Source organism: Provencibacterium massiliense (assembly GCF_900169495.1).
GTDB classification, from domain to species: domain Bacteria; phylum Bacillota; class Clostridia; order Oscillospirales; family Ruminococcaceae; genus Harryflintia; species Harryflintia acetispora.
Map to the genome: position 1 here is coordinate 1 of NZ_FWCH01000011.1, position 21,992 is coordinate 21,992.

The 21,992-nt window shown below is 56.7% G+C and carries 23 protein-coding genes and 1 other annotated feature; of the genes, 15 read left to right on the plus strand and 8 right to left on the minus strand.

Annotated elements, in window-relative coordinates:
* The 8 genes from B5477_RS15000 to rplL form a co-directional block, all read left to right on the plus strand.
* A partial coding sequence (locus B5477_RS15000; protein ID WP_159448915.1) for a hypothetical protein occupies positions 1 to 1,067 on the plus strand: 1,067 nt, incomplete at its 5' end.
* A gap of 314 nt (positions 1,068 to 1,381) precedes the next feature.
* Positions 1,382 to 1,531, plus strand: coding sequence for a 50S ribosomal protein L33 (gene rpmG / locus B5477_RS03720; RefSeq protein ID WP_079698476.1), 150 nt, complete (start codon positions 1,382 to 1,384; stop codon positions 1,529 to 1,531).
* A gap of 14 nt (positions 1,532 to 1,545) precedes the next feature.
* Positions 1,546 to 1,770 (plus strand): preprotein translocase subunit SecE, encoded by a 225-nt coding sequence (gene secE / locus B5477_RS03725; RefSeq protein WP_079698477.1) that lies wholly within the window; start codon positions 1,546 to 1,548, stop codon positions 1,768 to 1,770.
* An 18-nt stretch (positions 1,771 to 1,788) separates the two neighbouring features.
* Positions 1,789 to 2,310 (plus strand): transcription termination/antitermination protein NusG, encoded by a 522-nt coding sequence (gene nusG / locus B5477_RS03730; protein ID WP_079698478.1) that lies wholly within the window; start codon positions 1,789 to 1,791, stop codon positions 2,308 to 2,310.
* Positions 2,311 to 2,490: 180 nt separating this feature from the next.
* Entirely contained in the window at positions 2,491 to 2,916 is a 426-nt protein-coding gene (gene rplK / locus B5477_RS03735) for a 50S ribosomal protein L11 (RefSeq protein WP_079698479.1), read from the plus strand.
* A gap of 58 nt (positions 2,917 to 2,974) precedes the next feature.
* Positions 2,975 to 3,670, plus strand: a complete 696-nt coding sequence (gene rplA, locus B5477_RS03740) for a 50S ribosomal protein L1 (RefSeq protein ID WP_079698480.1) — start codon at positions 2,975 to 2,977, stop codon at positions 3,668 to 3,670.
* 34 nt (positions 3,671 to 3,704) lie between these two features.
* Positions 3,705 to 3,855, plus strand: a sequence feature (ribosomal protein L10 leader region).
* A 55-nt stretch (positions 3,856 to 3,910) separates the two neighbouring features.
* Positions 3,911 to 4,444, plus strand: coding sequence for a 50S ribosomal protein L10 (rplJ, locus tag B5477_RS03745; RefSeq protein WP_079698481.1), 534 nt, complete (start codon positions 3,911 to 3,913; stop codon positions 4,442 to 4,444).
* A gap of 50 nt (positions 4,445 to 4,494) precedes the next feature.
* Positions 4,495 to 4,878 (plus strand): 50S ribosomal protein L7/L12, encoded by a 384-nt coding sequence (rplL, locus tag B5477_RS03750; RefSeq protein ID WP_079698482.1) that lies wholly within the window; start codon positions 4,495 to 4,497, stop codon positions 4,876 to 4,878.
* A gap of 60 nt (positions 4,879 to 4,938) precedes the next feature.
* On the opposite strand, the gene B5477_RS03755 is transcribed toward rplL, so the two are convergent.
* A complete protein-coding gene (locus B5477_RS03755) occupies positions 4,939 to 6,408 on the minus strand; it encodes a hypothetical protein (RefSeq protein WP_079698483.1) in 1,470 nt (489 codons plus the stop codon).
* Positions 6,409 to 6,655: 247 nt separating this feature from the next.
* A complete protein-coding gene (locus tag B5477_RS03760; RefSeq protein ID WP_079698484.1) occupies positions 6,656 to 7,966 on the minus strand; it encodes an Ig-like domain-containing protein in 1,311 nt (436 codons plus the stop codon).
* A gap of 271 nt (positions 7,967 to 8,237) precedes the next feature.
* Here B5477_RS03760 and B5477_RS03765 point away from each other — a divergent pair, with 271 nt between their 5' ends.
* Both B5477_RS03765 and B5477_RS03770 read left to right on the plus strand, forming a co-directional pair.
* Positions 8,238 to 8,981: a pseudouridine synthase gene (locus B5477_RS03765; protein ID WP_242942116.1), complete on the plus strand. Its 744-nt coding sequence runs from the start codon at positions 8,238 to 8,240 to the stop codon at positions 8,979 to 8,981.
* Positions 8,982 to 9,182: 201 nt separating this feature from the next.
* Positions 9,183 to 10,304: an ABC transporter ATP-binding protein gene (locus B5477_RS03770; RefSeq protein WP_079698485.1), complete on the plus strand. Its 1,122-nt coding sequence runs from the start codon at positions 9,183 to 9,185 to the stop codon at positions 10,302 to 10,304.
* A gap of 167 nt (positions 10,305 to 10,471) precedes the next feature.
* On the opposite strand, the gene B5477_RS03775 is transcribed toward B5477_RS03770, so the two are convergent.
* From B5477_RS03775 to B5477_RS03800, 6 genes are all read right to left on the minus strand, one after another.
* The gene (locus tag B5477_RS03775) at positions 10,472 to 12,211 is read right to left on the minus strand and encodes a recombinase family protein (protein WP_079698486.1); all 1,740 of its coding nucleotides are present in this window, start codon (positions 12,209 to 12,211) and stop codon (positions 10,472 to 10,474) included.
* A complete protein-coding gene (locus B5477_RS03780; protein WP_079698487.1) occupies positions 12,208 to 12,600 on the minus strand; it encodes a hypothetical protein in 393 nt (130 codons plus the stop codon). Before B5477_RS03780 ends, B5477_RS03775 begins: the two co-directional genes overlap by 4 nt.
* A 312-nt stretch (positions 12,601 to 12,912) precedes the next feature.
* The gene (locus tag B5477_RS03785) at positions 12,913 to 13,269 is read right to left on the minus strand and encodes a plasmid mobilization protein (protein ID WP_020224487.1); all 357 of its coding nucleotides are present in this window, start codon (positions 13,267 to 13,269) and stop codon (positions 12,913 to 12,915) included.
* Between the two features lie 37 nt (positions 13,270 to 13,306).
* Positions 13,307 to 15,247 carry a DUF262 domain-containing protein gene (locus tag B5477_RS03790; RefSeq protein WP_143533533.1) on the minus strand — a complete coding sequence of 647 codons (1,941 nt, stop codon included), beginning with the start codon at positions 15,245 to 15,247 and terminating at the stop codon, positions 13,307 to 13,309.
* Complete coding sequence (locus B5477_RS03795) at positions 15,244 to 15,489, minus strand: DUF6061 family protein (protein WP_079698696.1); 246 nt, start codon at positions 15,487 to 15,489, stop codon at positions 15,244 to 15,246. The genes B5477_RS03790 and B5477_RS03795 overlap by 4 nt, the downstream gene beginning before the upstream one ends.
* 231 nt (positions 15,490 to 15,720) lie before the next feature.
* Positions 15,721 to 16,620, minus strand: a complete 900-nt coding sequence (locus B5477_RS03800; protein WP_079698489.1) for a LysR family transcriptional regulator — start codon at positions 16,618 to 16,620, stop codon at positions 15,721 to 15,723.
* A gap of 152 nt (positions 16,621 to 16,772) precedes the next feature.
* Here B5477_RS03800 and B5477_RS03805 point away from each other — a divergent pair, with 152 nt between their 5' ends.
* The 5 genes from B5477_RS03805 to B5477_RS03825 all read left to right on the plus strand — a co-directional run bounded on the left by B5477_RS03805 (position 16,773) and on the right by B5477_RS03825 (position 21,992).
* Positions 16,773 to 17,720 carry a DMT family transporter gene (locus tag B5477_RS03805; protein WP_159448916.1) on the plus strand — a complete coding sequence of 316 codons (948 nt, stop codon included), beginning with the start codon at positions 16,773 to 16,775 and terminating at the stop codon, positions 17,718 to 17,720.
* Between the two features lie 273 nt (positions 17,721 to 17,993).
* Positions 17,994 to 18,536, plus strand: a complete 543-nt coding sequence (pyrR, locus tag B5477_RS03810; protein WP_132084754.1) for a bifunctional pyr operon transcriptional regulator/uracil phosphoribosyltransferase PyrR — start codon at positions 17,994 to 17,996, stop codon at positions 18,534 to 18,536.
* A 43-nt stretch (positions 18,537 to 18,579) separates the two neighbouring features.
* A complete protein-coding gene (locus tag B5477_RS03815) occupies positions 18,580 to 19,854 on the plus strand; it encodes a dihydroorotase (RefSeq protein ID WP_079698491.1) in 1,275 nt (424 codons plus the stop codon).
* An 18-nt stretch (positions 19,855 to 19,872) separates the two neighbouring features.
* A complete protein-coding gene (gene pyrF, locus B5477_RS03820; protein WP_079698492.1) occupies positions 19,873 to 20,802 on the plus strand; it encodes an orotidine-5'-phosphate decarboxylase in 930 nt (309 codons plus the stop codon).
* Between the two features lie 101 nt (positions 20,803 to 20,903).
* Entirely contained in the window at positions 20,904 to 21,992 is a 1,089-nt protein-coding gene (locus tag B5477_RS03825) for a carbamoyl phosphate synthase small subunit (RefSeq protein ID WP_079698493.1), read from the plus strand.

Consider the following 21,992-nt stretch of genomic DNA (forward strand, 5'->3'; position numbering starts at 1 on the left):
CCACCGACTACACCTTCTCGCTCTACGAGGGCGGCAGCGCCGCCGGGACCCCGGCGGTCAGCGCGAAGGTGGAGATGACGGCGGCGCAGGGGGATGTTTACCTGCCGCTGGCCTATGACATCACCGGGCCGCAGAGCTACACCCTGAAAATTGAAGCGCGCCCGCTGCCGGGCCGGCTCGGGACGGACACGGCGGCGGTGCGGGAATTCTCCTTCACCACCAAGCCGACCTGCGGGTGCGCTTCAGGGACTGCGGGCGCGTTCTACCGGGGGAGCGGGAGTGCGGCGGATCCCTTCTACGTCGGCTCGCAGCAGCAGCTCGCGCATGTCTCGGCCCATGCGCGCGACGGAAGCACTTTCCTTCAGACCGTCGATATCGACCTGGCAGGAAACGCCTGGCAAAATTTTGCCTTTATCGGGACCTATGATGGGGGCGGGCATGTGGTGCGAAACCTCAAGGGTTCCTACAGTGGTTCGGGAGGGCTGTTTGCTTCATTTGTCGGCACGTTGATGAACTTGGGGGTCGAAAATGCAAACATCACCACCACGAGTGCCTTTGCCGGCGCCCTGGTTGGCAGCGGGCAGAACGTCGTCATACAGTGCTGCTACGCCAAAAACTGCACCGTCAGCGCGCAGGGGGGCGCTGGAGGCATTCTGGGGGACGACTTAACCGCCATTATCGAGGATTGTTATGAAGTCGGCGGCAGCTACACCTGCCAGGGCGAGGGGCCGGGAGGAATTGCCGGAAACTTCGATGGCAACCAGGCTGAAAATGCCATCCGCCGCTGTTACGCCATTCCTACCAGGCTGACCGGCCCGATGAAAGGAATTTTGGCCGGGAAATGGAATTACGGGGAGATGGTCAATTGCTATTTTCCCACCAACATCTCCTGCGGTGCCACCACCGCCACCTATAAGGGCAATGTTGCCGGATCGACCGGCCTTCCGCTCGCCTCTTTTTCCAATGCTGCAAATTTCTCTGGCTGGGACTTTGCGAACGTCTGGCGGATGGATGCGGGGGCGGGGCGTCCGGTGCTTCGCGTGTTCGACAATCCGAAGGATTCCTGAAAAACGCCGCGGCCGGATACCCGGCCGCGGCATATTTTTCACAAAAACGGTGAAAACTCTGGACAAACCGTCGGGAAGCCCTTGACTTTGGGCGGGGGCTTGTGGTAATATAGTATCACCTCTAAAAAGGGTTATTTTTTTATGCCCAAAAAACGGGCGTAACACCCTCTTTTTTGGGAGCCGTTCTTGGGCGCGGTCCACTTGCCGCGCACTTGACCTGGCAAAGGATAATCCTTTGGTCGAGGGAGGCAATCAATCGAGGTGCCCCGCGCTGGGCGGGACACGATTTCGTTACAATCAGGAGGTGCCGATTTATGAGAGTCAAGGTGGTTCTCGCCTGCACTGAGTGCAAGCAGCGCAATTACCAGACCAACAAGAACAAGAAGAATGATCCGGACAGGCTGGAAATGAACAAGTATTGCCGCTTCTGCCGCAAGCATACCGTTCATAAAGAAACGAAGTAAAGGTGGTTTGAGGTATGGCGGAAGAAAAAAAGGCGAAAAAGCCCGGCTTTTTCAAACGCATGCAGAAGTCCTTCCGGGACATGCTGGGTGAGATCAAAAAAGTCGTATGGCCTACCAAAAAGCAGATCCTGAACAACACCGGTATCGTCATCGTCGTGGTCGTCATTTCGGCGGCGTTCATCGGCGGGTTCGATGCGCTCCTGAAAGTGGCTGTGGACCTGTTCCTGCGCGCCGCTTAAAGGATGGAGGATTGCTAAATGGCTGAAGCTGCAAGATGGTATGTCGTGCATACCTATTCGGGGTATGAAAACAAGGTTGCCACCGACATTGAAAAGGCGGTGGAGAACCGCAAGCTCCACGACCTGATCCCGGAGGTCATGGTACCCACCGAGATGGTCAAGGAGGTCAAGGACAACAAGACGCGTGAAGTGGAACGCAAGCTCTTTCCCGGCTATGTGCTGGTCAAGATGATCATGACCGACGACAGCTGGTACGTTGTCCGCAATATCCGGGGCGTGACCGGTTTCGTCGGCCCCGGTTCGAAGCCCGTGCCGCTGACCGAGGAAGAGGTAAACGCCCTGGGCGTGGACCGCAAGGAGATCGAGGTCAACTACGGGGTGGGCGATTCCGTGCGCATTATCGACGGATACCTCGACGGCTTCATCGGCGTGGTGGACGAGATCGACACCGACCGCGGCACGCTCAAGGTCACGGTTTCGATGTTCGGCCGCGAGACACCGGTCGAGCTGGAGCTCGGTCAGGTCGCCGCGCTGGATTAACCCTTTGTAGGACTATCCGGTCACACTGCCGGATAAACGGGGAAACGATGGTTTTCGCCCGTGGTGAACTAACACCGCCGGACCCGTATGGCGCTGTGAGCCCGTGCGCCACGGGTCTTAGAAGTGGGAGGAGGCCAAGCGGCCTCCGCCAATTACCACAATATTTTGGAGGTGCAAACAATGGCTCAGAAAGTTGTCGGCTTTATCAAGCTGCAGATCCCGGCCGGAAAGGCTACTCCGGCGCCCCCTGTTGGTCCTGCTCTCGGACAGCATGGCGTCAACATCATGGCGTTCACCAAGGAATTCAATGAGCGTACCAAGAACGACGCGGGGATGATCATCCCGGTCGTCATCACCGTTTACGCGGACCGCTCCTTCAGCTTCGTCACCAAGACTCCGCCCGCCGCGGTGCTCATCAAGAAGGCCGCCGGGATCGACAAGGCCTCCGGTGCCCCGAACAAGACGAAGGTCGCCAAGATCACCCGCGAGCAGGCCCGCAAGATCGCCGAGCAGAAGATGCCCGACCTGAACGCCGCGAACGTCGAGACCGCGACCAGCATGATCTGCGGCACCGCGCGTTCCATGGGCGTTGAAGTAGAAGACTAGGCTCCCCGGGTGGGAGGAAAATTCCGTATATACCACTCTATAGGAGGAGATTTTCAGTATGAAACACGGTAAAAAGTATCAGGACAGCGCCAAGACCATTGAGCGCGGGAACCTGTATGATGTAAAGGAAGCCATCGAGCTGTGCGCCAAGTGCGCCAAGGCCAAGTTCGACGAGACCGTCGAGCTGCATGTGCGCCTGGGCGTCGACAGCCGCCACGCCGACCAGCAGGTGCGCGGCGCGGTCGTGCTGCCCAACGGCACCGGCAAGAAGGTGCGCGTCTGCGTCTTCGCCAAGGGCGACAACGCCAAGGCCGCCGAGGATGCGGGTGCGGAGATCGTCGGCGCCGAGGATCTCATGCAGAAGATCCAGGGCGAGGGCTTCATGGATTTCGACGTGGTGATCGCGACCCCGGACATGATGGGGATCGTCGGGCGCCTCGGTAAAATCCTCGGACCCCGCGGCCTCATGCCGAACCCGAAGGCCGGCACCGTCACCCCGGACGTCGCCAAGGCGGTCACCGAGGCGAAGGCCGGTAAGATCGAGTACCGCCTGGACAAGACCAACATCATCCACTGCCCGATCGGCAAGGCCTCCTTCGGCACCGAGAAGCTGCAGGAGAACTTCGACACCCTGATGGGCGCCATCGTCAAGGCGAAGCCGGCCGCGGCCAAGGGCCAGTACATCAAGAGCTGCGTCCTTGCCACCACCATGGGCCCCGGCGTGCGGATCAACCCGTCCCGCTTCGGGGTGTAAAAAGGCTTGACAAGCACCGTGGAAGCGGTTATACTAATATAGTTGTCAGATTCCGCAGACAGCTGGCGGCAGTTTTGCCGTAAAGGGAGCATTCCCTGCCCGCCGAGGAAAGACGCTTTTATGTAAGATGTTTTGTCTTCAAAGCTCTTTTCGCGGTATGCGGAAAGAGCTTTTTTCATGAACATTTGCGCATTTGCAAGCATGAAAAATCGAACCAATCGTTCGGGAGGTGAACAGAAATTGCCGAGTGAAAAGATACTGCAAAGCAAGAAGGAAGCGGTCGCAGCCCTCACCGAAAAGATGAAAGGCTCCGTGGCCGGCGTCCTGGTGGACTACAAGGGGATCAACGTGGCCGACGACACCGCGCTGCGCCGCGAGCTGCGTCAGGCGGGCGTGCACTACGCCGTCTACAAGAACTCGATGGTCCGCTTCGCTGCGAAGGATGCGGGCCTCGAGGATCTGACCAAGGTGCTCGAAGGGACCACCGCCGTCGCGATCAGCGAGAGCGACCCGGTCGCCGCCGCCAAGATCATCTGCAAGTATGCGGAGAAGTCCAAGACCGTCTTTAACGTCAAGGCGGGCTACGTCGATGGCGGAGTCCTCGACGCTGACGAAGTGCAGAGCCTTGCCAAGCTGCCCAGCCGGGAAGAGCTCGTTGCCAAGGCCCTCGCGGGCTTCAACGCGCCGATCACCGGATTTGTCAATGTGCTTAACGGCAACATCCGCGGGCTGGTGGTGGCGCTTAACGCCATCGCCGAAAAGCAGGGCGCCTAAAGCCCCGCATCCAAACAACATTAAAATGAAATTTATGGAGGTAAATTACCATGGCTTCTGAGAAAGTTTTAAAGCTGATCGAAGATGTTAAGTCCCTTACTGTTCTGGAGCTCTCCGAGCTCGTCAAGGCCCTCGAGGAGGAGTTCGGCGTTTCCGCCGCTGCTCCGGTTGCCGTTGCCGCTGCTCCGGCTGCTGGCGGCGCTGCCCCGGCTGGCGAAGAGAAGAGCGAGTTCGACGTTGTGCTCAAGTCCGCTGGCGAGAGCAAGATGAACGTCATCAAGGTCGTCAAGGAGATCACCGGTCTGGGCCTCAAGGAGGCCAAGGAGCTGGTCGACGGCGCTCCGAAGCCGATCAAAGAGGGCGTCTCCAAGGCCGATGCCGACGAGATCGAGAAGAAGCTCAAAGATGCCGGCGCCGAAGTCGAAGTCAAATAAGTTTCTTATCACAGATAAAAACACCCGCGCCAACCGGCGCGGGTGTTTTTGTTATTCCCTCTATTTGGAGAACCCCAGCGTGAGGGCGGCGCGCTCCCCTGCGCCCTGCGCGGCGGCATAGTCCCGGCCGCCCTGGAAGGCGCGCAGCACCGGGGCGGCGATGGTCCGCTCCGCGCCCGAGGCGTCGGTATAGGTAATGGAACCCATCGTCCAGGTGCCCTCGAAATCCCAGCCGGAGAAGGTGGACTGCTCGCCGAAGCTGCTTGAAGAAATGGGCACGGCCCCGCTGTCGGAGGCCGGATAGCCCACGCCGTAGGGCGCCAAGCCCGCGAGGTAGTAGTTGCCCTGCACGTCCACAAAATCGGCATAGCTGGGGTAAGAGACATAGGAGGGGTGGACGACGGTGCCGACGACCCCGCCCAGGCCGTGGCGCGCAGAAGTGTTGTTGGTGCTCAGGGAGAGCGGGATAGCGTAGCAGCCGCGCACCCAATTTTGCCCCGTGTGGTTGGAAGAAATTTCGCTGGCGATCCCGCCGGCGTCGTTATACCCATTGCTGTAGACGGCCTCGCCCGTGAACCCGGCGCAGTAGCAGTCCTCGATTTGCAGGTTTCCCGTGTCGCTGTGCAGATAGCCGAAGCACCCGCCGGCGTTCGCGCCCTTGGCGTAACCATTCAGGGCATAGCAGCGGTAGAAGCGGGTGGTCATCCCCGTGGTCCAGCCGCTGGCGGCGCCGACGATGCCGCCGGCGCCGAGCCCCTCGAAGTGGAAGTTTTCCACCCCCAGGTCGTGGATCGAGCTGTTCCGGCTGACGATGCCGAAAATCCCGGCGTCCTGGTTGCTGGTCAGGGAGTTGATGTAGGAGATGTTGCGCACCGCGTGCCCGCCCCCGCCGTAGTGGCCGATAAAGGTATTGTTCCAGTTGTGGGCCGGGGCGATGGGCAGCCAGTTGCCGTTGGAGGGGTCGGCGTCCGCATCGTAGGGCGCGCCGTCTTGATAAAAGGCGGGATCGAGCAGGTCGATGTCCCGCGTCTGCCTGAAATACTGCCCCTTGCCCCGGTGGTCGGCGTGGGAGATGTGCTGCAGCTGGGCTGGGGAGGCGACGAGATAGGGGTTCTCCTCGCTCCCGTCGCCATAGAGGAAGCCGCCCTGCGCCAAGGTATGCCCGCAGACGGTGGGGAGGGAGAAGTCCCGCTCCTTGGTGGCGGCGGTGTCCAGCCCCGCCCTCTCCGTCTGGGGCAGGGCGGTCACCGACAGGGTATATTGGGCCCCCGGCAGCGCGGCGTCAAAGGGGAGGAAGACGTCGGTCCGCCCGGGGAGGGAGTCGAATTCTTTCGCACACAGCAGCGTTTCGCCCCCCTTTTCCCGCAGCTCGAACCGGTAATGCGGGGTGCGCGGGGAGGGGGTGAAGTCGATCTTGATCCCCTGCACCGCCGCATAGGAAGCGGCGAGCGGCTCCTGCGCGTGCGCGGCGGCGCCAGAGAGCAGGCAGAGGCCCACCGCGGCGAGCCCGAACAGACGGTTTGGTTTCATCCGGAATCCCTCCTAAAAGCCTTTGACCGACAGAAAGGGTTGCTTGCGGTCAGGGGGGAGGAGGGATTCCCGGGTCGTTTGGGGAGTACCGGGCGGTTACTTGAAAATATTACAAGGATATGGTAAAATAAAGCAGGAAAAGACCGAAATGGGCGCGCCCGGCGCGCCGTTGGCAGGAAGAGCAGACCGCAAGCAACCCTTGCTTGCGGCCTTTTTATTTTATATCACGGGAATTGTCCAGAGACGGTTAGGGCTTCAGCTTGATGGCAGGGCGCACGTTGTAGGAATACCAGCCGCCGTAGTTGGCATGCAGGTCCCCGTCGGTGCGTACAAAGACGACGCTCCTGGAGCTTTGCGGCTGTGGGGACGAGGTCCAGGAGCAGTTGCTCCCGCCAAAGACGGCGGCGAGGGCGCTCTTCCGGTTATGCGCGGAGAACCAGTCCCACTGCGCTCCGCCCCGCCCATCGACGAGGCCGTCCCAGCTGCGCGCCGTCAGATCCGGCATGAGAGGGTTGCCCAATCCGGAAGGATTGGTCGCGCCGCACAGCTGCGAGACCGCGGGCAGGAACAGCTTCTCGCTCGACAGGTATCCCGCGCTGGGGGAAAGGTTGGAGCCGTAGTAATACCGTGCGACCGGCTTGAGGCAGTCTGCGGCGCTTAGTACCCGGGCGTCGTTTCGCAGGGTCTGGTTGAGCGGATGGCCGACAAGATACCCCTGGATCAGGCTGCCCGACCAGTCGTTCTTGCCAACGCTGCGGCTGTCGTCCTCCGTCGCGCGGTTGTCCCAAAGCTGGGCGGTGGACAGGTTGCCCGTGCAGAGCAGGGTGTATACGCCCGCGCCGTCCCGGTCCATCGCGTACCATTCATACCCGCCCAGGTCTTCTCCCCAGATGTGCGGGCTGCCGCTCGACCCGGTGCGGATCTGCTCCTCGGAAAGCGGGTTTACGCGCACCGTGCAGCTGTCAAAAAAGGTGGTGCCCGGGATCGCGGCGGTGACGGTGCAGGAGCCGATTCCGGTTCCCGTAAGCTGCCCGTTGGCGTCCACCGTGGCGATGTTCGGGTCGCTGCTGCTCCACGAGAGGGGAATGTCTTGCGGATTGTCGGCCGCAATCGTCGCGCGGTTTAAAGCCTTGGCAAAGGTGAGGGTTACGGATTCTTCGATGGATATGGGATAGAAGGTCCAGCGGACGGTCTTTTCCGCCTCGCGGCGCAGCCCCTGCAGGCTCTCGGGTGGTTTCGAAACGACATGGATTTCATACTCCTGGACAGCATCGGGGAAGGAGATGGGGATAAAATACCGGAATGCGTCTCCCGACGCGGCCGGCGTATCCTGCGCCTGGAAAACCTGCCCTTCCTGTGCCGAGCCCGCCCCGACCCCGACCGCCCAGACGCGGAAGCCCTCTATGGTTTGCACTCCCTGCGCGCCGCGCGTGACCGGCACCGTGATCCCTAAAAGTCCGGCGAAGGCCTCGGACTGCGCCGCGTGCGCCGTGAACGAGAGTGCGATGATAAGCCCTGCTGTGCAGAGAAGCCTGCACCGTCTGCCCAAGCGTTTCATCTGAATTGCCATCCTCCTTTAAATGACCGTTAGTATAAGAATCCATCGGTCATTGGAAGGGGAGAAGGCGGGAGGAAAGGGGCCTTTGGCTTGCATATTTTTTCAAAAAAGGATATAATTAGGGAAATGGCGGGGATAAACGGCAGCGCGCTCGAATCCCCTGCGCAAATAAAAGGACAAAGAGACCGGTAGATTCTTATACTATGGGTCTTTTTATTTTTCGATATTGTGTTATAATGACGCAGGAGAATCTGGAAGGGGGGATTGCGCCTTGCCGCAGCGTTTGGACCGGATACTGAGCGAATGCACGACCTATACCCGCAGCGAGCTCAAAAGGATGATTCTGCGCGGTGAAATCACGGTCGACGGCGAAGCGGCGCGGCGCCCCGAGCAGAAGGTGGACCCCGACAGGCAGGAGATCGCCCTGCTCGGCCGCCCAATCGCCTGCGGGCACAGCTATCTGATGATGAACAAGCCCGCGGGCTTTGTCAGCGCGACCGACGACCCCCGGCAGAAGACGGTGCTCGAGCTGGTGCCGCCCGAACTGAAGCGCAAGAGCCTCTTTCCGGCGGGGAGGCTGGACAAGGACACCGAGGGTTTTTTGCTGCTGACCGACGACGGGGACTTTGCGCATCGCATCCTCTCGCCGAAAAACCATGTCGCCAAGACCTACTTCGCGCGGGTGGAAGGGGAGCTGTGCGCGGATGCCGCCGCCCGCTTCGGCGCGGGGGTGACGCTGGAGGACGGCGCCCTCTGCCGTCCGGCAAAGCTGGAGGCCCTCTCACCCCAAAATGGGGAGTACCGGGTGGTGCTCCACGAGGGGATGTACCACCAGGTGAAAAGGATGTTCCTCGCCTGCGGCGCGCAGGTCGTTTATTTAAAGAGGGAGGCCATCGGGGAGCTGCCGCTTGACGGGTCCCTTCCGCTCGGCGGGTGCCGCCCGCTGGACGCCGGGGAGCTGGAAAAGATCGCCTCAAATGGCTTTATCAAGCCAAAGTCATTAAAAAATGTATAAAACCTGATAATTCCATTCGCCTTTTTGGTGATAATGCTGTTTTTGTTGTCAAAGTGACCGAACGGCAAAATATAAGTTTGGATAATCGGCAAATTGCACATTTGGCGCCGTTTTGTTATGATATGGATACAAGCTAAAACTTACGTGAAGTACATAATTTGGCCCCTCGGGGTCATCCAGCAAATAGGAGGAGATTGTAACATGGCAAGTCTTTCGTTAAAGCACATTTATAAGAGATATGCAGGCGGCGTCACCGCCGTAACCGACTTCTGCCTCGAGATTCCGGATAAGGAGTTCGTCATCCTGGTCGGACCTTCCGGCTGCGGTAAGTCCACCACCCTGCGTATGATCGCCGGTCTGGAGGAAATCTCCGAGGGCGAGCTGTACATCGGCGACAAGCTGGTCAACGATGTGGCCCCGAAGGACAGAGACATCGCGATGGTGTTCCAGAACTACGCGCTGTACCCGCATATGACTGTGTTCGAGAACATGGCGTTCGGCCTGAAGCTGCGCAAGACCCCGAAGGATGAGATCAAGCGCCGCGTGGAAGAGGCTGCCAGAATCCTCGACATCGCCCACCTGCTCGACAGAAAGCCGAAGGCGCTCTCCGGTGGTCAGCGTCAGCGTGTTGCGCTGGGCCGTGCTATCGTGCGTGAGCCGAAGGTCTTCCTCCTCGACGAGCCGCTGTCCAACCTGGACGCGAAGCTCCGTGCTCAGATGCGTACCGAGCTGACCAAGCTGCACATCCGCTTGGGCACCACCTTCATCTACGTTACCCACGACCAGATCGAGGCTATGACCATGGGCGACCGGATCGTCGTCATGAAGGACGGTCTCATCCAGCAGGTCGATTCTCCTGAGAACCTCTACAACACCCCGGTCAACATGTTCGTCGCCGGGTTCATCGGCTCCCCGCAAATGAACTTTGTGGACGCCAAGCTCAAGGAAGAGGGCGGCAAGATGGTCGTCGAGTTCGGCAACGACAAGAAGTACACCGTCGTTATGCCGGAGAGCAAGGCCAACACCCCGGGCCTGCGCGACTATGTGGGCAAGGACGTTGTTCTGGGCGTTCGTCCGGAAGACCTGCATGACGAGGAGATGTTCCTCTCCAGCGCCACCACCGGTATCGTGGACGCGGACGTCGAGGTCACCGAGATGATGGGTGCCGAGACCTATCTGTACCTGACCTGCGTTGGCGTGAGCATGACCGCCCGTGTTGATCCGCGCTCCACTGCGAAGACCGGCGACACCATCAAGATGGCGATCGATGTCAACAAGCTCCACCTCTTCGACAAAGAGACCGAAAAATGCATCTGCAACTGATTTAACCATCAGTTTCTTCCAAGAGCGGGCCCACATGGGCCCGCTCTTTTTGTGCCAATATAACGCGACCCTGATACAGCGGTCGGCTGCAGCGAAAAACGCGCCCGGAACGCTCGGTGGTCGTAAAACAGTAATATGTGAATTTCTTGGAACAGGCATGATTTCGGTCATGCCTGTTCCGCTTTTATCAGTTCATCCACGGGAATATAGCCAACAAGGTCATATTCGATATGTACCCTCTGTTTGCGCTTGCCGCTGGACTTGTCCGGTGCCTCCACATAAACCGCTTTTACAAGCTCTCTGAGAGCATATGGCGTAAGTTCCGTGAGGTCGGTGTATCTATGTGCCCGCTGAATAAACTGTTCAAGATCTTCTATCTGTCGTTCCTGTACTTCGACTTCTTTTTGCAGATTTATGATTTCAACTTTGAGCTGCGCCTGCTCGTCCTCATAGGTCTTGCTCATCATGGCAAAGCGGTCATCGTTCAGCTTGCCCTTGGCGTTGTCCTCGTAGATTTTGATAAACAGGCGGTCAAGTTCCCCTATACGCTTTTCTGCCTGTGCCAGACGCTTCTTATATACCCTTATGGTTTCCTCGCTTTGCAGACGGAATTTTTGCTCCATTTCCACCCTGAAATGTGCTTCATATCGGGTCACATACGAGATAACCTCTTTCATGTGATTCCAGACTAAATCCTCCAGAACTACGGCACGAATGTAGTGTCCACTGCACTTGTCCTTGTTAGCTCGATGAGTGGAACAGATGAAAAAGTCCTGCCGTTTTTCAAAGTATTTGGTGGTGGAATAGTAGAGCTTCTGCTTGCAATCGGCACAGAACACCAATCCCGAAAACGGGCTGCTCTTGCCAGTTGCCGTTCTTCTGTGTCGCTGCTGACGAATTTCCTGCACCTTGTCAAAGACTTCCTGCTCAATAATGGCGGGATGGGTGTTGTAGAAAATCACTCGATTTTCTTCGGGATTCTCCCTCTGCTTCTTGTCCCAAATGGAATTGGTGTAGGTCTTGAAATTGACCGTTGCGCCAATGTACTCTTTTCGTTCAAGAATATTGACAATGGTGCTTTCGTGCCAGCGGTAAGGATTTTCCGGCTCGGTGTGCGGTGTTTTCACACCTTGCTTGTTTTTGTATGCGGTAGGTGTGAGTATCTTGTCCTTTTCAAGCTGGTCTGCAATTTGGCTCGGTCCTCGTCCGTTCATGCAGAGCGTGAAAATCTTCTTGACCACCTGTGCAGCTTCCTCGTCAATAATCCATTCCTTTGGATTTTCTGGATTTTTCATGTAGCCATACGGTACATGGACGGTCAATCTTTCGCCACGCTCACCCTTTGCTTTTTGCACCGCACGAATCTTTCGGCTTGTATCTTTGGCGAAAAACTCGTTGAACCAGTTTTTGATACCGGCAATGTCGCTGTCGGTGCTGTTGGGGTTGATACTGTCAAAGTGGTCGTTGATGGCGATATAGCGGACATCGTTCTGAGGGAAAGTATAGTTGATATAGAGTCCCGTCAAAGCGGAATTTCGCCCAAGCCTTGACAGGTCTTTCGTAATGACCGCACCCACATGACCGGCTTCAATTTCATCAAGCATTTTCTGAAAACCAGGACGATCATAGGTCACACCGCTGTAGCCGTCGTCAATAAAAAATGTCGGGTGGGGGAAGCGGTGATCTCGTGCATATTGAAGCAACATGACCTTTTGATTTTGGATGGAATTTGACAAATCCTCTTTGCCGTTTTTCTTCTCATCCTTGGTGTCCTCTACGGATAATCTGCAATAAAGTGCTGTGATTTTGTCGGTTGCCCTTAACATTTCGTTATCCTCCTTCTGTTGGGCAACTGTCTGTACAGGATTGGAATGGTTATTTATATCAAGAGAGGTGTCGCTATTCATTCGCCATCCTCCGTGATATCAGATTCATCATCGGCAGCGTTCTGCTCCATAATGCGTTTGAGCTTTTTATCAAGAGTTTCCGTGCCCTCGTAGCTGCCTGTAACGGTGTATTCTGCGCCGCCGATTTCATCCACGATTGTCACTTCGGGCAGCCAAAAGGCAGACGGATTTTTTACAACGATGTTGCCGTTTTCATCAAACTTGATGTCACGCTTTGGTGCATCATCGGGGCGAGGCTCGACCATGGCATACGGGTCGGGATTGGAGAAGTAGTATTCTGGAACTTTCTCGTTATGCTCTCCACTCGCAATCTGTTCCTCAAAAATCATATCATCTATTTCTTCGGGAGTAAGCTCACGAGTTTCTTCCTCTTTTCGTTTCTCATCCATCCGGTCGAACCTCCTTTTCTTTCATTCACTTCGATTCGTTCTGTTCAAAATATTGTTGGAATAACAAGCACAGCAGGTGTAGCTGCACACTGCGATTTTTACAAAATACAGCGTTGCCGATTTTGCGGAAAATGAAAATCTTCCATCTGCCTACAAAAGGTCAAAACAAACTTTGCAAGCAGTGCACGTGTGTACACACATCGTGCGTTTTGCAAATTTCAGCGAAGCTGATTTTTGCAAAAGCTTGTTGGGAAGCATCCCAAACCCTTTGACGATTTTTTCAAAATCGGCTACGCTCCTGCGGAGCTGACATCATTTCAGATGGGAAAGAGAAAGCAGAATTTTTTTAATGCCTTCGTAAATTTCTTCCTGATTCTTTTTGATTTCTTCAATGTCCGCTTCGTAGATGTTACCCGTTGTGTTAAGTTGTTTGGCAATCTGGTTTTCGCTGTTGGATATTCGTTTCATTTTGGAAGTCAACTGACGGAGTTCGGGCATATCCAAATTTACAACATACCCGTCGATTGCCATTTTGCGGAGATAGGCACTCATGTTCTCTGTTCCCATCTGTGCCATTTTCTGTTTTATCAGGTCAAGCTCTTTTTCGTCTACAAAAAACTTGACCTGTATTGGGCGTTGACGGATTGGTGGTTTTCGCTTATCTGCCATTGTAAATACCTCTAAAGCACTCCTTTTATCTGGTAGGTTATCGCAGCTCCCATATCATTTCGCTTAAGCGATAGAACATTTCTTGTCGTTCTTCAATGGCTTGTTTGTTCCAATCAGACCAAGAGGACAGCAGTGAGTTCGTTCTGTTGATAGCAGTATCCTGTCCTAAATTCACCAGTTCCGAGATAGAAGAAGTGATGTAGAATTTAGACTGTTTATAGTAAGTTGCCTTGTTTGCGTAAACATCATTCTGGATTGATCTGTTGATGGTGTTTTCAAGCAAGGTAAGATTTCCAAGGCGGTTAATATATACAGAAAATTCTTCTTCATTCATGCCGTACAATCCTTTATCTGTACAAGTCTGCGGCATAATGTGTTCAATCTCAACTGCGGTTTCCGTATAGGTAGTTAAATCCTCCACCGTGGTTTTCCCTAATTTCAACGCATCTACATACGCAGTGATTTTACCGAGAATAAACTTGATTCGATATTGCTGCATACTGTTCAACCCCAAGCGAAGGAAGTTGGATTTATTATCGAGTTTCCAGTCATTCACCGTGGGAATAATAGTGTTCTTTACAAAACAATCCAAGTCCTCTACCGTAATAATATTGCGAATATCTCTGCACCACAATGCAAAAGTTCGCTCTGTGATGTTGGTCGCTATTTTATCAATTACCGTGTAATAAACTACAGATTCAAGAATGCTTTTAAATTTAGCAAATGCTTCTGAGTTCATGTTAGAAGCCGCAAGAAGAAGCATCAAGTGCAGCTTATAGGATTTACCTGCCAGCAAAGGAATGTTCTTCAAATGTACATTTCCTTCCGATGCATCATCAGGCATCCTGCATTTAACATATAACTCAACATTTCGTGCCATTTTTTGAACAAATTGAAATGGAGCTTCTTCATAATGGCACTGTGCGTTGTTATTACTGAGCCAGGTATAGATCTGATCTTCACGGAGAATCCCATCTTTTTCGCTGGAGGTATCATAATTGGCCATGATAAAATAGCGAAGAAAACGGAGCGGCTTCTCATCAATTTTTTCCAGTGAACGGGTAATAGACTTCCAGTTCATATTTAGTTCTTTGAATTTGCTTCTGTCAACCTGACGGAAAACCATATTCTTAAGCAAATCCATCGGGTCAAGCCCTTTGCCTCGCTGGTTGATTGTTTCAAAAATTTTCAGTGCATCGGAAATGTCATAAGTTTCAATACGAATAAAGCTTGTTTTGTTTAGCAGAAACACAACAAATTTTTTCAAATCAGCGATTTGGGGGAATTGCTCCTGCAAAAAGTCCTGGATCGTCTTGAATGCGTCGAACAGTCTTTCTCCCGATTGCGTGATATAGTTCGGCCGTTCCTGTCCTTTTTCAATCAGCTCCAAACAATTTCCTGCATCTTCATATTGAAGCTGGAGATGATACAAGTTAATCACATCACCCTCACTATTCATAGTTGGGCTATAAATTAAATTTTCAATAACACTGGTTTGTTCACCATGATCTATGTAGATTTTTTTGATCGCACACAACAGAATAAAAAATGTGGTAAGGCGCTGCTGTCCGTCAATCAACTCAAACTGGCTGCCAGAGTCATAAGTTACAATAGTGCCAAGGAAATAAGCCTTTTGACTATCGGTATTGTAGGCATCCAGTAAGTCTGCCAACAGCTGCTCTACCTGTTCGTCTTTCCAAACATACTCTCGTTGATAGTCGGGAACAATGTAGTGATTCTTAAATGCGGAGTTGATCGAGTGATCGTTATATTTAATATGCGTATCGGCCATCGGTTTCATCCTTTCCGGTAAGTCGGTTTGTGTACACACATCATTATACAAGAAGGCACCATATTTTTCAAGATTAGTTTCCCAATTCACCAAAGTAAAGCATAACTTTTCATGAACACATTTTTGCCAAAACAAGCGCTGCCCCGCTGAATGGCAGGGCAGCTCTTGTTCGTCACCAAAAATCAATCAAGGTTTTGGTATTCCGTAACTGTCTTGAGGTAGACAGCAGGATCGCCGTTAAGGATTAAATCAGCATATGCAGCAGGGTCATTATAGATCAGATAGTCGAGTTCCGACTGTTGATACATATTGTTTACCACCTCATTTTCCACAGCAATAGTGTCGATAGAAACCATGCTGCCGTCTGAAAAGCAAAGCTCTACACAAGCAGTATCAAGGTTAAATTCACAAGATAACAGGTGTTTCATGGTAAATACCTCCGTAATTCTAATATTTTGTTGCAAAAAAGAACGATGCCGGTCATGCGACTCGACATCGTCCTTTTCGTTGTTGTTTCCAACCCTGTCAGACAGATGCCGTAAAATAGTAATTTTTTAGAATTACTGTCTTACGAGCACCCGTCTAAGGGCGCGCTTTTTTTCAGGGCCGGGTCTGGCGCTCCGCCCTTTGCGTGCTTACGGAAAGGTCCCATTCTACGGTCATATGTAAAGTTTGATTTCGCTGTCATTCATACCGAGCAGGACTTCCCGCAGGCAGCCGTTGAAGCAGTCGGTCAGCCCATCCTTGGCCCGGTCGGACAGATAGAAGCAATTCACGATGCGGTTGGGTACCGCGAACGCCATGCGGCAGCGCTTGATCCCGCCGTTTTGGCAAAGGCCGTGCGCCACGCTGGCGGGCACGATGGCCCAGTTGCGCCCCTTCATGACAAAGTACTGAAGCTGGCCCATGATCTCCAGCTTGATCTGGGAATGCAGCGGATCGCCCAGGGCCGTTTCATGCCAAAGCTGGAACGGATCGGACCAGCTGATATAGACCTCTTTTTTCACGTCGAGCATCCCGGCCTCCACCACCTCCGGGTAATCGGAGCTCAAAGAGCAGACAAAAACCATGGCCTCTGAAAAGACGGGGAAGGACAGCACCTTTTGAGAGGAGTAGCTGATCGGGGTGAAGGCGAGATCGGTCAGGCCGTTTTCCAGATTGAGGCAGGCGGTATTGGAAGCCATTTCCTGGACCTCCAGCACCGTGTCGGGCGATTTCTGCAGGAACCGCTCGTAGACACTTGGGAACAGATAGGTGCCGAGGCTGTTGATGGTGGCGACGCGCAGCTTGTCGGGCAGGTTGGCCCTGCCCAGAGCGAGCATCTGCCTTGTGATCTCCCGGTATTGCAGCGAAAGCCGATAGAAGGTTTCGCCGGCTTCGGTCAGGGCGACCGTGCGGCCCCCCTTGCGGCGCTCGATGAGCAGGCAGCCGGTTTCATTTTCAAGGGTGCGCATCTTGGTGCTCAGAGAGGATTGGCTGATAAAAAGCCGCTCGGCGGCCCGGGAGATGCTTTTGTATTCACAGACGGCCAGAAAAGCCTCGATCTGCGCATTGGTCATCGTTTTCACCCGCTCATTTCATATATTGATTTGATTCAATATTATATACAAAAACATGGTATTTTACAAGGCCGCGGACAGCCCCTATAATAAAAACAGCCGCGGAGCTTATGCTTGCTTCGCTTGGCGAGAAACCGAATGGGGGTACTACCATGGAAAAAGTAGATACGGCTGCCATAGCCGCGCCCGTGGGCCGGAACGCTTTTGGGCCCGCCGCGTCAAAGCTGCTCAATCTGCCGCCGTTCATCCCCGCCTGCGCGGGCAATGTGCTCTGGGGCTTCAGCTTTTTGTTCACCCGGATGGCGCTTCAGGCCGCCAGCCCGGAAATCCTCCTTTCGGTCCGGTTCGTCACGGCCTTCCTCTTCATGAACCTGCTGATTCTTCTGGGAAAAGGGAGGGTCTCGCTGAGGGGCAAGAATCTCAAGCCCCTGATCGTCCTGGGGCTGCTGGAGCCGGTTTACTTCTTCTTTGAAAGCTATGGCATCCTCTATACCAACGCCACCCTGGCCGGCGTGATCCTGGCGGCAACGCCGGTGGTTTCCATTGTACTGGCCGCCGTTTTCCTCAAGGAATATCCCCTGAGGCGGCAGGTGCTCTTCTGCCTGTTCCCGGTTGCGGGCGTGATCGTCATCACGGTTTGCGGCAGCTCGATGGGGATCGCCAGCGCGCTCGGGCTGGTGCTCCTCTTTTGCACCTGCCTGATTTCGGCGGCATCGAAAACGCTCAACCGCAGGGTGTCCAGAGATTATTCGCCCTTCGAGCGCACCTATATGGGGCTGCTGGCCGGGAGCGTGGTCTTCACCCTGTCGGCCTTCCGGTCGGTCGGCGGGGACTTCGGCAAATACTTTGATCTGGCGCTGCAGCCGAGGGTGCTGGGGCCCGCTTTGGTTCTCGGGGTATTTTGTTCCATCGTGGCGGGGATCATGGTCAATTATGCCGCAGGTAAAATGCCGGTCGTCAAGCTGACCACCTTCGGGGCGATCAGCACGGTCTGCTCCACCTTTGCCGGGGTGCTGTTCTTGGGCGAGCCGTTGAGCGCCGCCCTGTTTGCCGGGTCCTTCCTGATCGTTGTCGGGATCTGGCAGGTGACCAGGATATAACGCGCTTTTGTAGCCCTGGGCAAACATTGGCTGAAAAAAACGGTGGATACGGTCAATTTGCCTCTTTACTTGGATGGGGTTTTGCGCTATACTTAGTAAAAAGCTGAAACAAAGATGTTGTTCCTTTAAGTTGGTCCCGTGAGGCTGACAAGGCAGTATATAAGCAAGGCACCAGGCGGCGGGCGACTGCTGAATTTGGGGGCCGGATGGCGGGCTGTCTTTTCCGATTGCGGGAAAGGCGGCTTTTGTTATACAAAAACGGGGGAGAAGAAAATGCACCTGGAAAAAACCAGGATCATGGATGAAAAGGCGATGGCACGGGCTGTCGCGCGGATCGGCTACGAGATCATCGAGCGCAACCGGGGGACCGAGGCGCTCTGCCTGGTCGGGATACGTACGCGGGGGATCTACCTCGCGCAGCGGGTGGCCCAGAAGATCGGGCAGGTCGAGGGCGAACAGGTGCCGGTGGGATTCTTGGACATCACCCCCTACCGGGATGACCGCCGCGGAGAGGCGGGCGAGGACACCACCGAGATCGGCTTCCCCATCGAGGGGCGGCGGGTGGTGCTGGTGGACGACGTGATCCACACCGGGCGCACGGTGCGCGCGGCCATCGATGCGCTGATGGCCCGCGGGCGCCCGCAGAACATCCAGCTCGCCGCTCTGATCGACCGGGGCCACCGCGAGCTGCCGATCCGGGCGGACTTCATCGGGAAGAACCTGCCCACCTCCAAGTCCGAGATGGTGCGCGTCAAGCTGCGCGAATGCGACGGGGAGGACTACGTCGCTATCTATGCCGAGGAAGAGAAGAATTAAAAGAATGATCCCCTGCAAATCCCCAGGAAAGGAATGGTCTTACATGAGGCTTCTGATTAAAAACGGACGGGTGCTCGACCCCGCACAGGGGATCGACGGGCGCATGGACCTGCTCATTGAGGACGGGAAGATCGCCGCCCTCTCGGAGCACTGCGACGAGCGGGCGGACCTTTGCTATGACGCGGGCGGCAAGCTGGTGACCCCGGGACTGGTGGACATGCACGTCCATCTGCGCGACCCCGGCCAGGCCCACAAGGAGGACATCATCACCGGCACCGCGGCCGCGGCCGCAGGCGGGGTGACCTCCCTCGTCTGCATGCCCAACACCTCCCCCGCGATCGACAGCGCCGAAACCGTCTCCTATATCCTGGAGCGCGCCCGGTGGGGGAGTGCCCGGGTCTATCCCTGCGGGGCGATCACCAAGGGCCTGCGCGGCGAGGAGCTCTGCGACTACAAGTCCCTGCGTGCGGCCGGAGCGGTCGCGGTCAGCGACGACGGCCGTCCGGTCGAAGACGAAGGGATGTTCGAGCGGGCGGTCGAGCAGGCGGCAGAGGCGGGGCTGCTGACCATCAGCCACTGTGAGGACCTTAAAATCATCGACGGCGGGATCATCAACAAGGGGGCCATCAGCGAGCAGCTCGGTGTTCGGGGGATGGACCGCGAGAGCGAGGACAGCATTACCGCGCGGGAAATCTCGGTGGCCGAGCGCACCGGGCGGCATGTGCACATCGCCCATGTGAGTACGCGCGGCTCGGTCGAGCTGCTGCGCCGCGCCAAGGCGCGGGGGGTACCGGTCAGCGGGGAAACGGGGCCGCACTACTTTACCCTGACCGAGCGCGAGCTGCTACGCCGGGACGCGAACTGGCGCATGAACCCCCCGCTGCGGGAGGAGGCCGACCGGCTGGCTGTCATCGAGGGGCTGCGCGATGGGACGCTGGAGGCGATCGCGACCGACCACGCCCCGCACACGCCGGCGGAGAAGGCGGATTTCCTGAGCGCTCCCAACGGAATCGTGGGGCTGGAAACCTCCTTCCTGCTGGGATACACCAACCTGGTGAAAACCGGACTGTTGCCGCTGCGGCGGCTCGTCGAGCTGATGTCCCTCTCGCCCGCGCGGCTGCTGGGATTGCCCGCCGGAACGCTGGCGGTCGGCGCAAACGCCGACCTGGCGGTCTTCGACCTCGAGCGGGAGGTCACGGTGGACCCGGAGCGGTTTCGCTCCAAGGCGCGCAACACCCCGTTTGCCGGGACGGCCCTCTTTGGCCCCTGTGTGCTGACGGTGTGTGGCGGACGGATCGTATATCAAAGACAGAGATAAAAGTTTGGAGGAGAAGACATGTCACTGGACCGTTTGATCGAAGGCATCGTGAGGACCCAGAACCCGGCCGTGGTGGGGCTGGACCCGACGCTCGACTACATCCCCGGCTTCCTTAAGGAGCCGTTCCTGGCCGAATTCGACGACCCGATGGAGGGCGCGGCCGCGGCATTTTTGGAGTACAACAAAAGGATCATCGACGCCATTTATGACATTGTCCCCGCGGTCAAACCCCAGGCGGCCTACTACGAGGCGCTGGGCTGGCAGGGGGTGCGCGCCCTCTGCGAGACCATCCGCTATGCCAAAGGGAAGGGGATGTTCGTCATCACCGACGGCAAGCGCAACGACATCGGCAGCACCATGAAGGCCTATGCGAGCGCCCATCTGGGCACCTTCGAGGCGGCGGGGAAGCAGGCCGAGCCCTTCGGCGGCGATGCGCTGACCGTCAACGGGTATCTCGGCACCGACGGGATCGCGCCGCTGCTCGAGGTGTGCGACGGGCGGGACCGCGGGATCTTCGTGCTGGTCAAGACCTCGAACCCCTCCTCGGGAGAGGTGCAGGACAAGCTCTGCGGGGAGCGCACGGTCTATCAGATGATGGGCGACCTGTGCGAGACGTGGGGCGGGGAGCACCTGGGCAAATACGGCTACAGCGCGGTGGGCGCGGTGGTGGGCGCCACCTATCCCGAGCAGCTGCAGGAGCTGCGCCTGCGGCTGCCGCACACCTTCTTCCTGGTGCCGGGCTACGGCGCGCAGGGCGGAAGCGCCGCGGGAATCGCGGGCGCGTTCGATGAGCGGGGCCTCGGGGCAATCGTCAATTCCTCCCGCGCGGTGCTCACCGCCTGGAAGAAGGAAGGGTGCGACGAGCGCGACTTCGCGGGCGCCGCGCGCCGCGAGGCGCTGCGCATGAAAGAGGACCTCGCCGCGGTGAACAAAGCGATACACATCTAAAGTATATATAAATAGGTAGGCGCTCGAAGGATGGACCTTCGGCGGGGACGAAACCGAAGCGCTTTGGAGAGAAAAGCAACAAGTGGTATAAAGGAGGAATCATGGTGGCGTATGGTGCACAGAGGTCGCCCGCCTGGCTGGTGCTGGAGGACGGAAGGGTGATCGAAGGGGTTTCCTTCGGGGCGAAGGGGGAGCAGATCGGCCGGCTGGTGTTTAACACCGCCTGCGTCGGCTATCAGCAGATGCTCACCGACCCGGACAGCCTGGGGCAGATCGTGGTGCAGGCGTTTCCCTGCATCGGAAACTATGGGGTCAACGGCGAGGACTTCGAGTCGCCGGGCGCGACGGTGCACGGGCTCCTGGTGCGCGAGTGGTGCGAGGCGCCCTCGAATTTCCGCATGAGCGGGGACATCGGCGGTTTCATGAAAGAGCAGGGAATCGTTGGGATGTGCGGGATCGACACCCGCGCGCTGGTGCGCGCGATCCGCGACGGCGGGGAGCAGCGCTGCCTTCTCACCACCGAGCGTCCGGCCGATCTTGCGGCGGCGGTCGCCAAAATCAAGGGTGAGAATATTACGGATGGTATAACAAAGACCACTTGTGACAAAATGGAAAGCATTGCGACGGAAAACGACGGCCCGAGGCTGGCGGTGCTCGACCTCGGATGCAAGCGCTCCTTCCTCGATTCGCTCCAGGCGGCGGGGTTTGCGCTGACCGTCTGTCCGGCTGGCACCAAGGCCCAGGCGCTCGCCGGGCTTGGCGCGGAGGGGATCGTGCTGTCCAGCGGCCCGGAATTTGGGGTGGAGCCAGGGGCGTACGCAAAGCAGCTGGAAGAAATCTACAAGCTGGGGCTCCCCATCCTGGCGGTGGGGCTCGGGCATGTCCTGCTGGGGGCGGCGCTCGGCGGCAAGGTGGGCGTATTGACCCACGGCCACCGCGGGGCGAACATCCCGGTGACCGACCTGCGCAGCGGGCGCACGGTGATCACCTCCCAAAACCACGGCCTGATCCTGGAGAGCGTGGGGGCGGGGGAGGTATCCCACCGCAACCTCAGCGACGGGAGCTGCGAAGGGGTGCGCTATCCCAACGCGATGTCGGTGGCGTTCATCCCGGCCTATGAGCGGGGGCATATGAACACCGGGGATATCTTCCGCGCATATAGGACGATGGTGAAGAAGGAGGAGAAATAG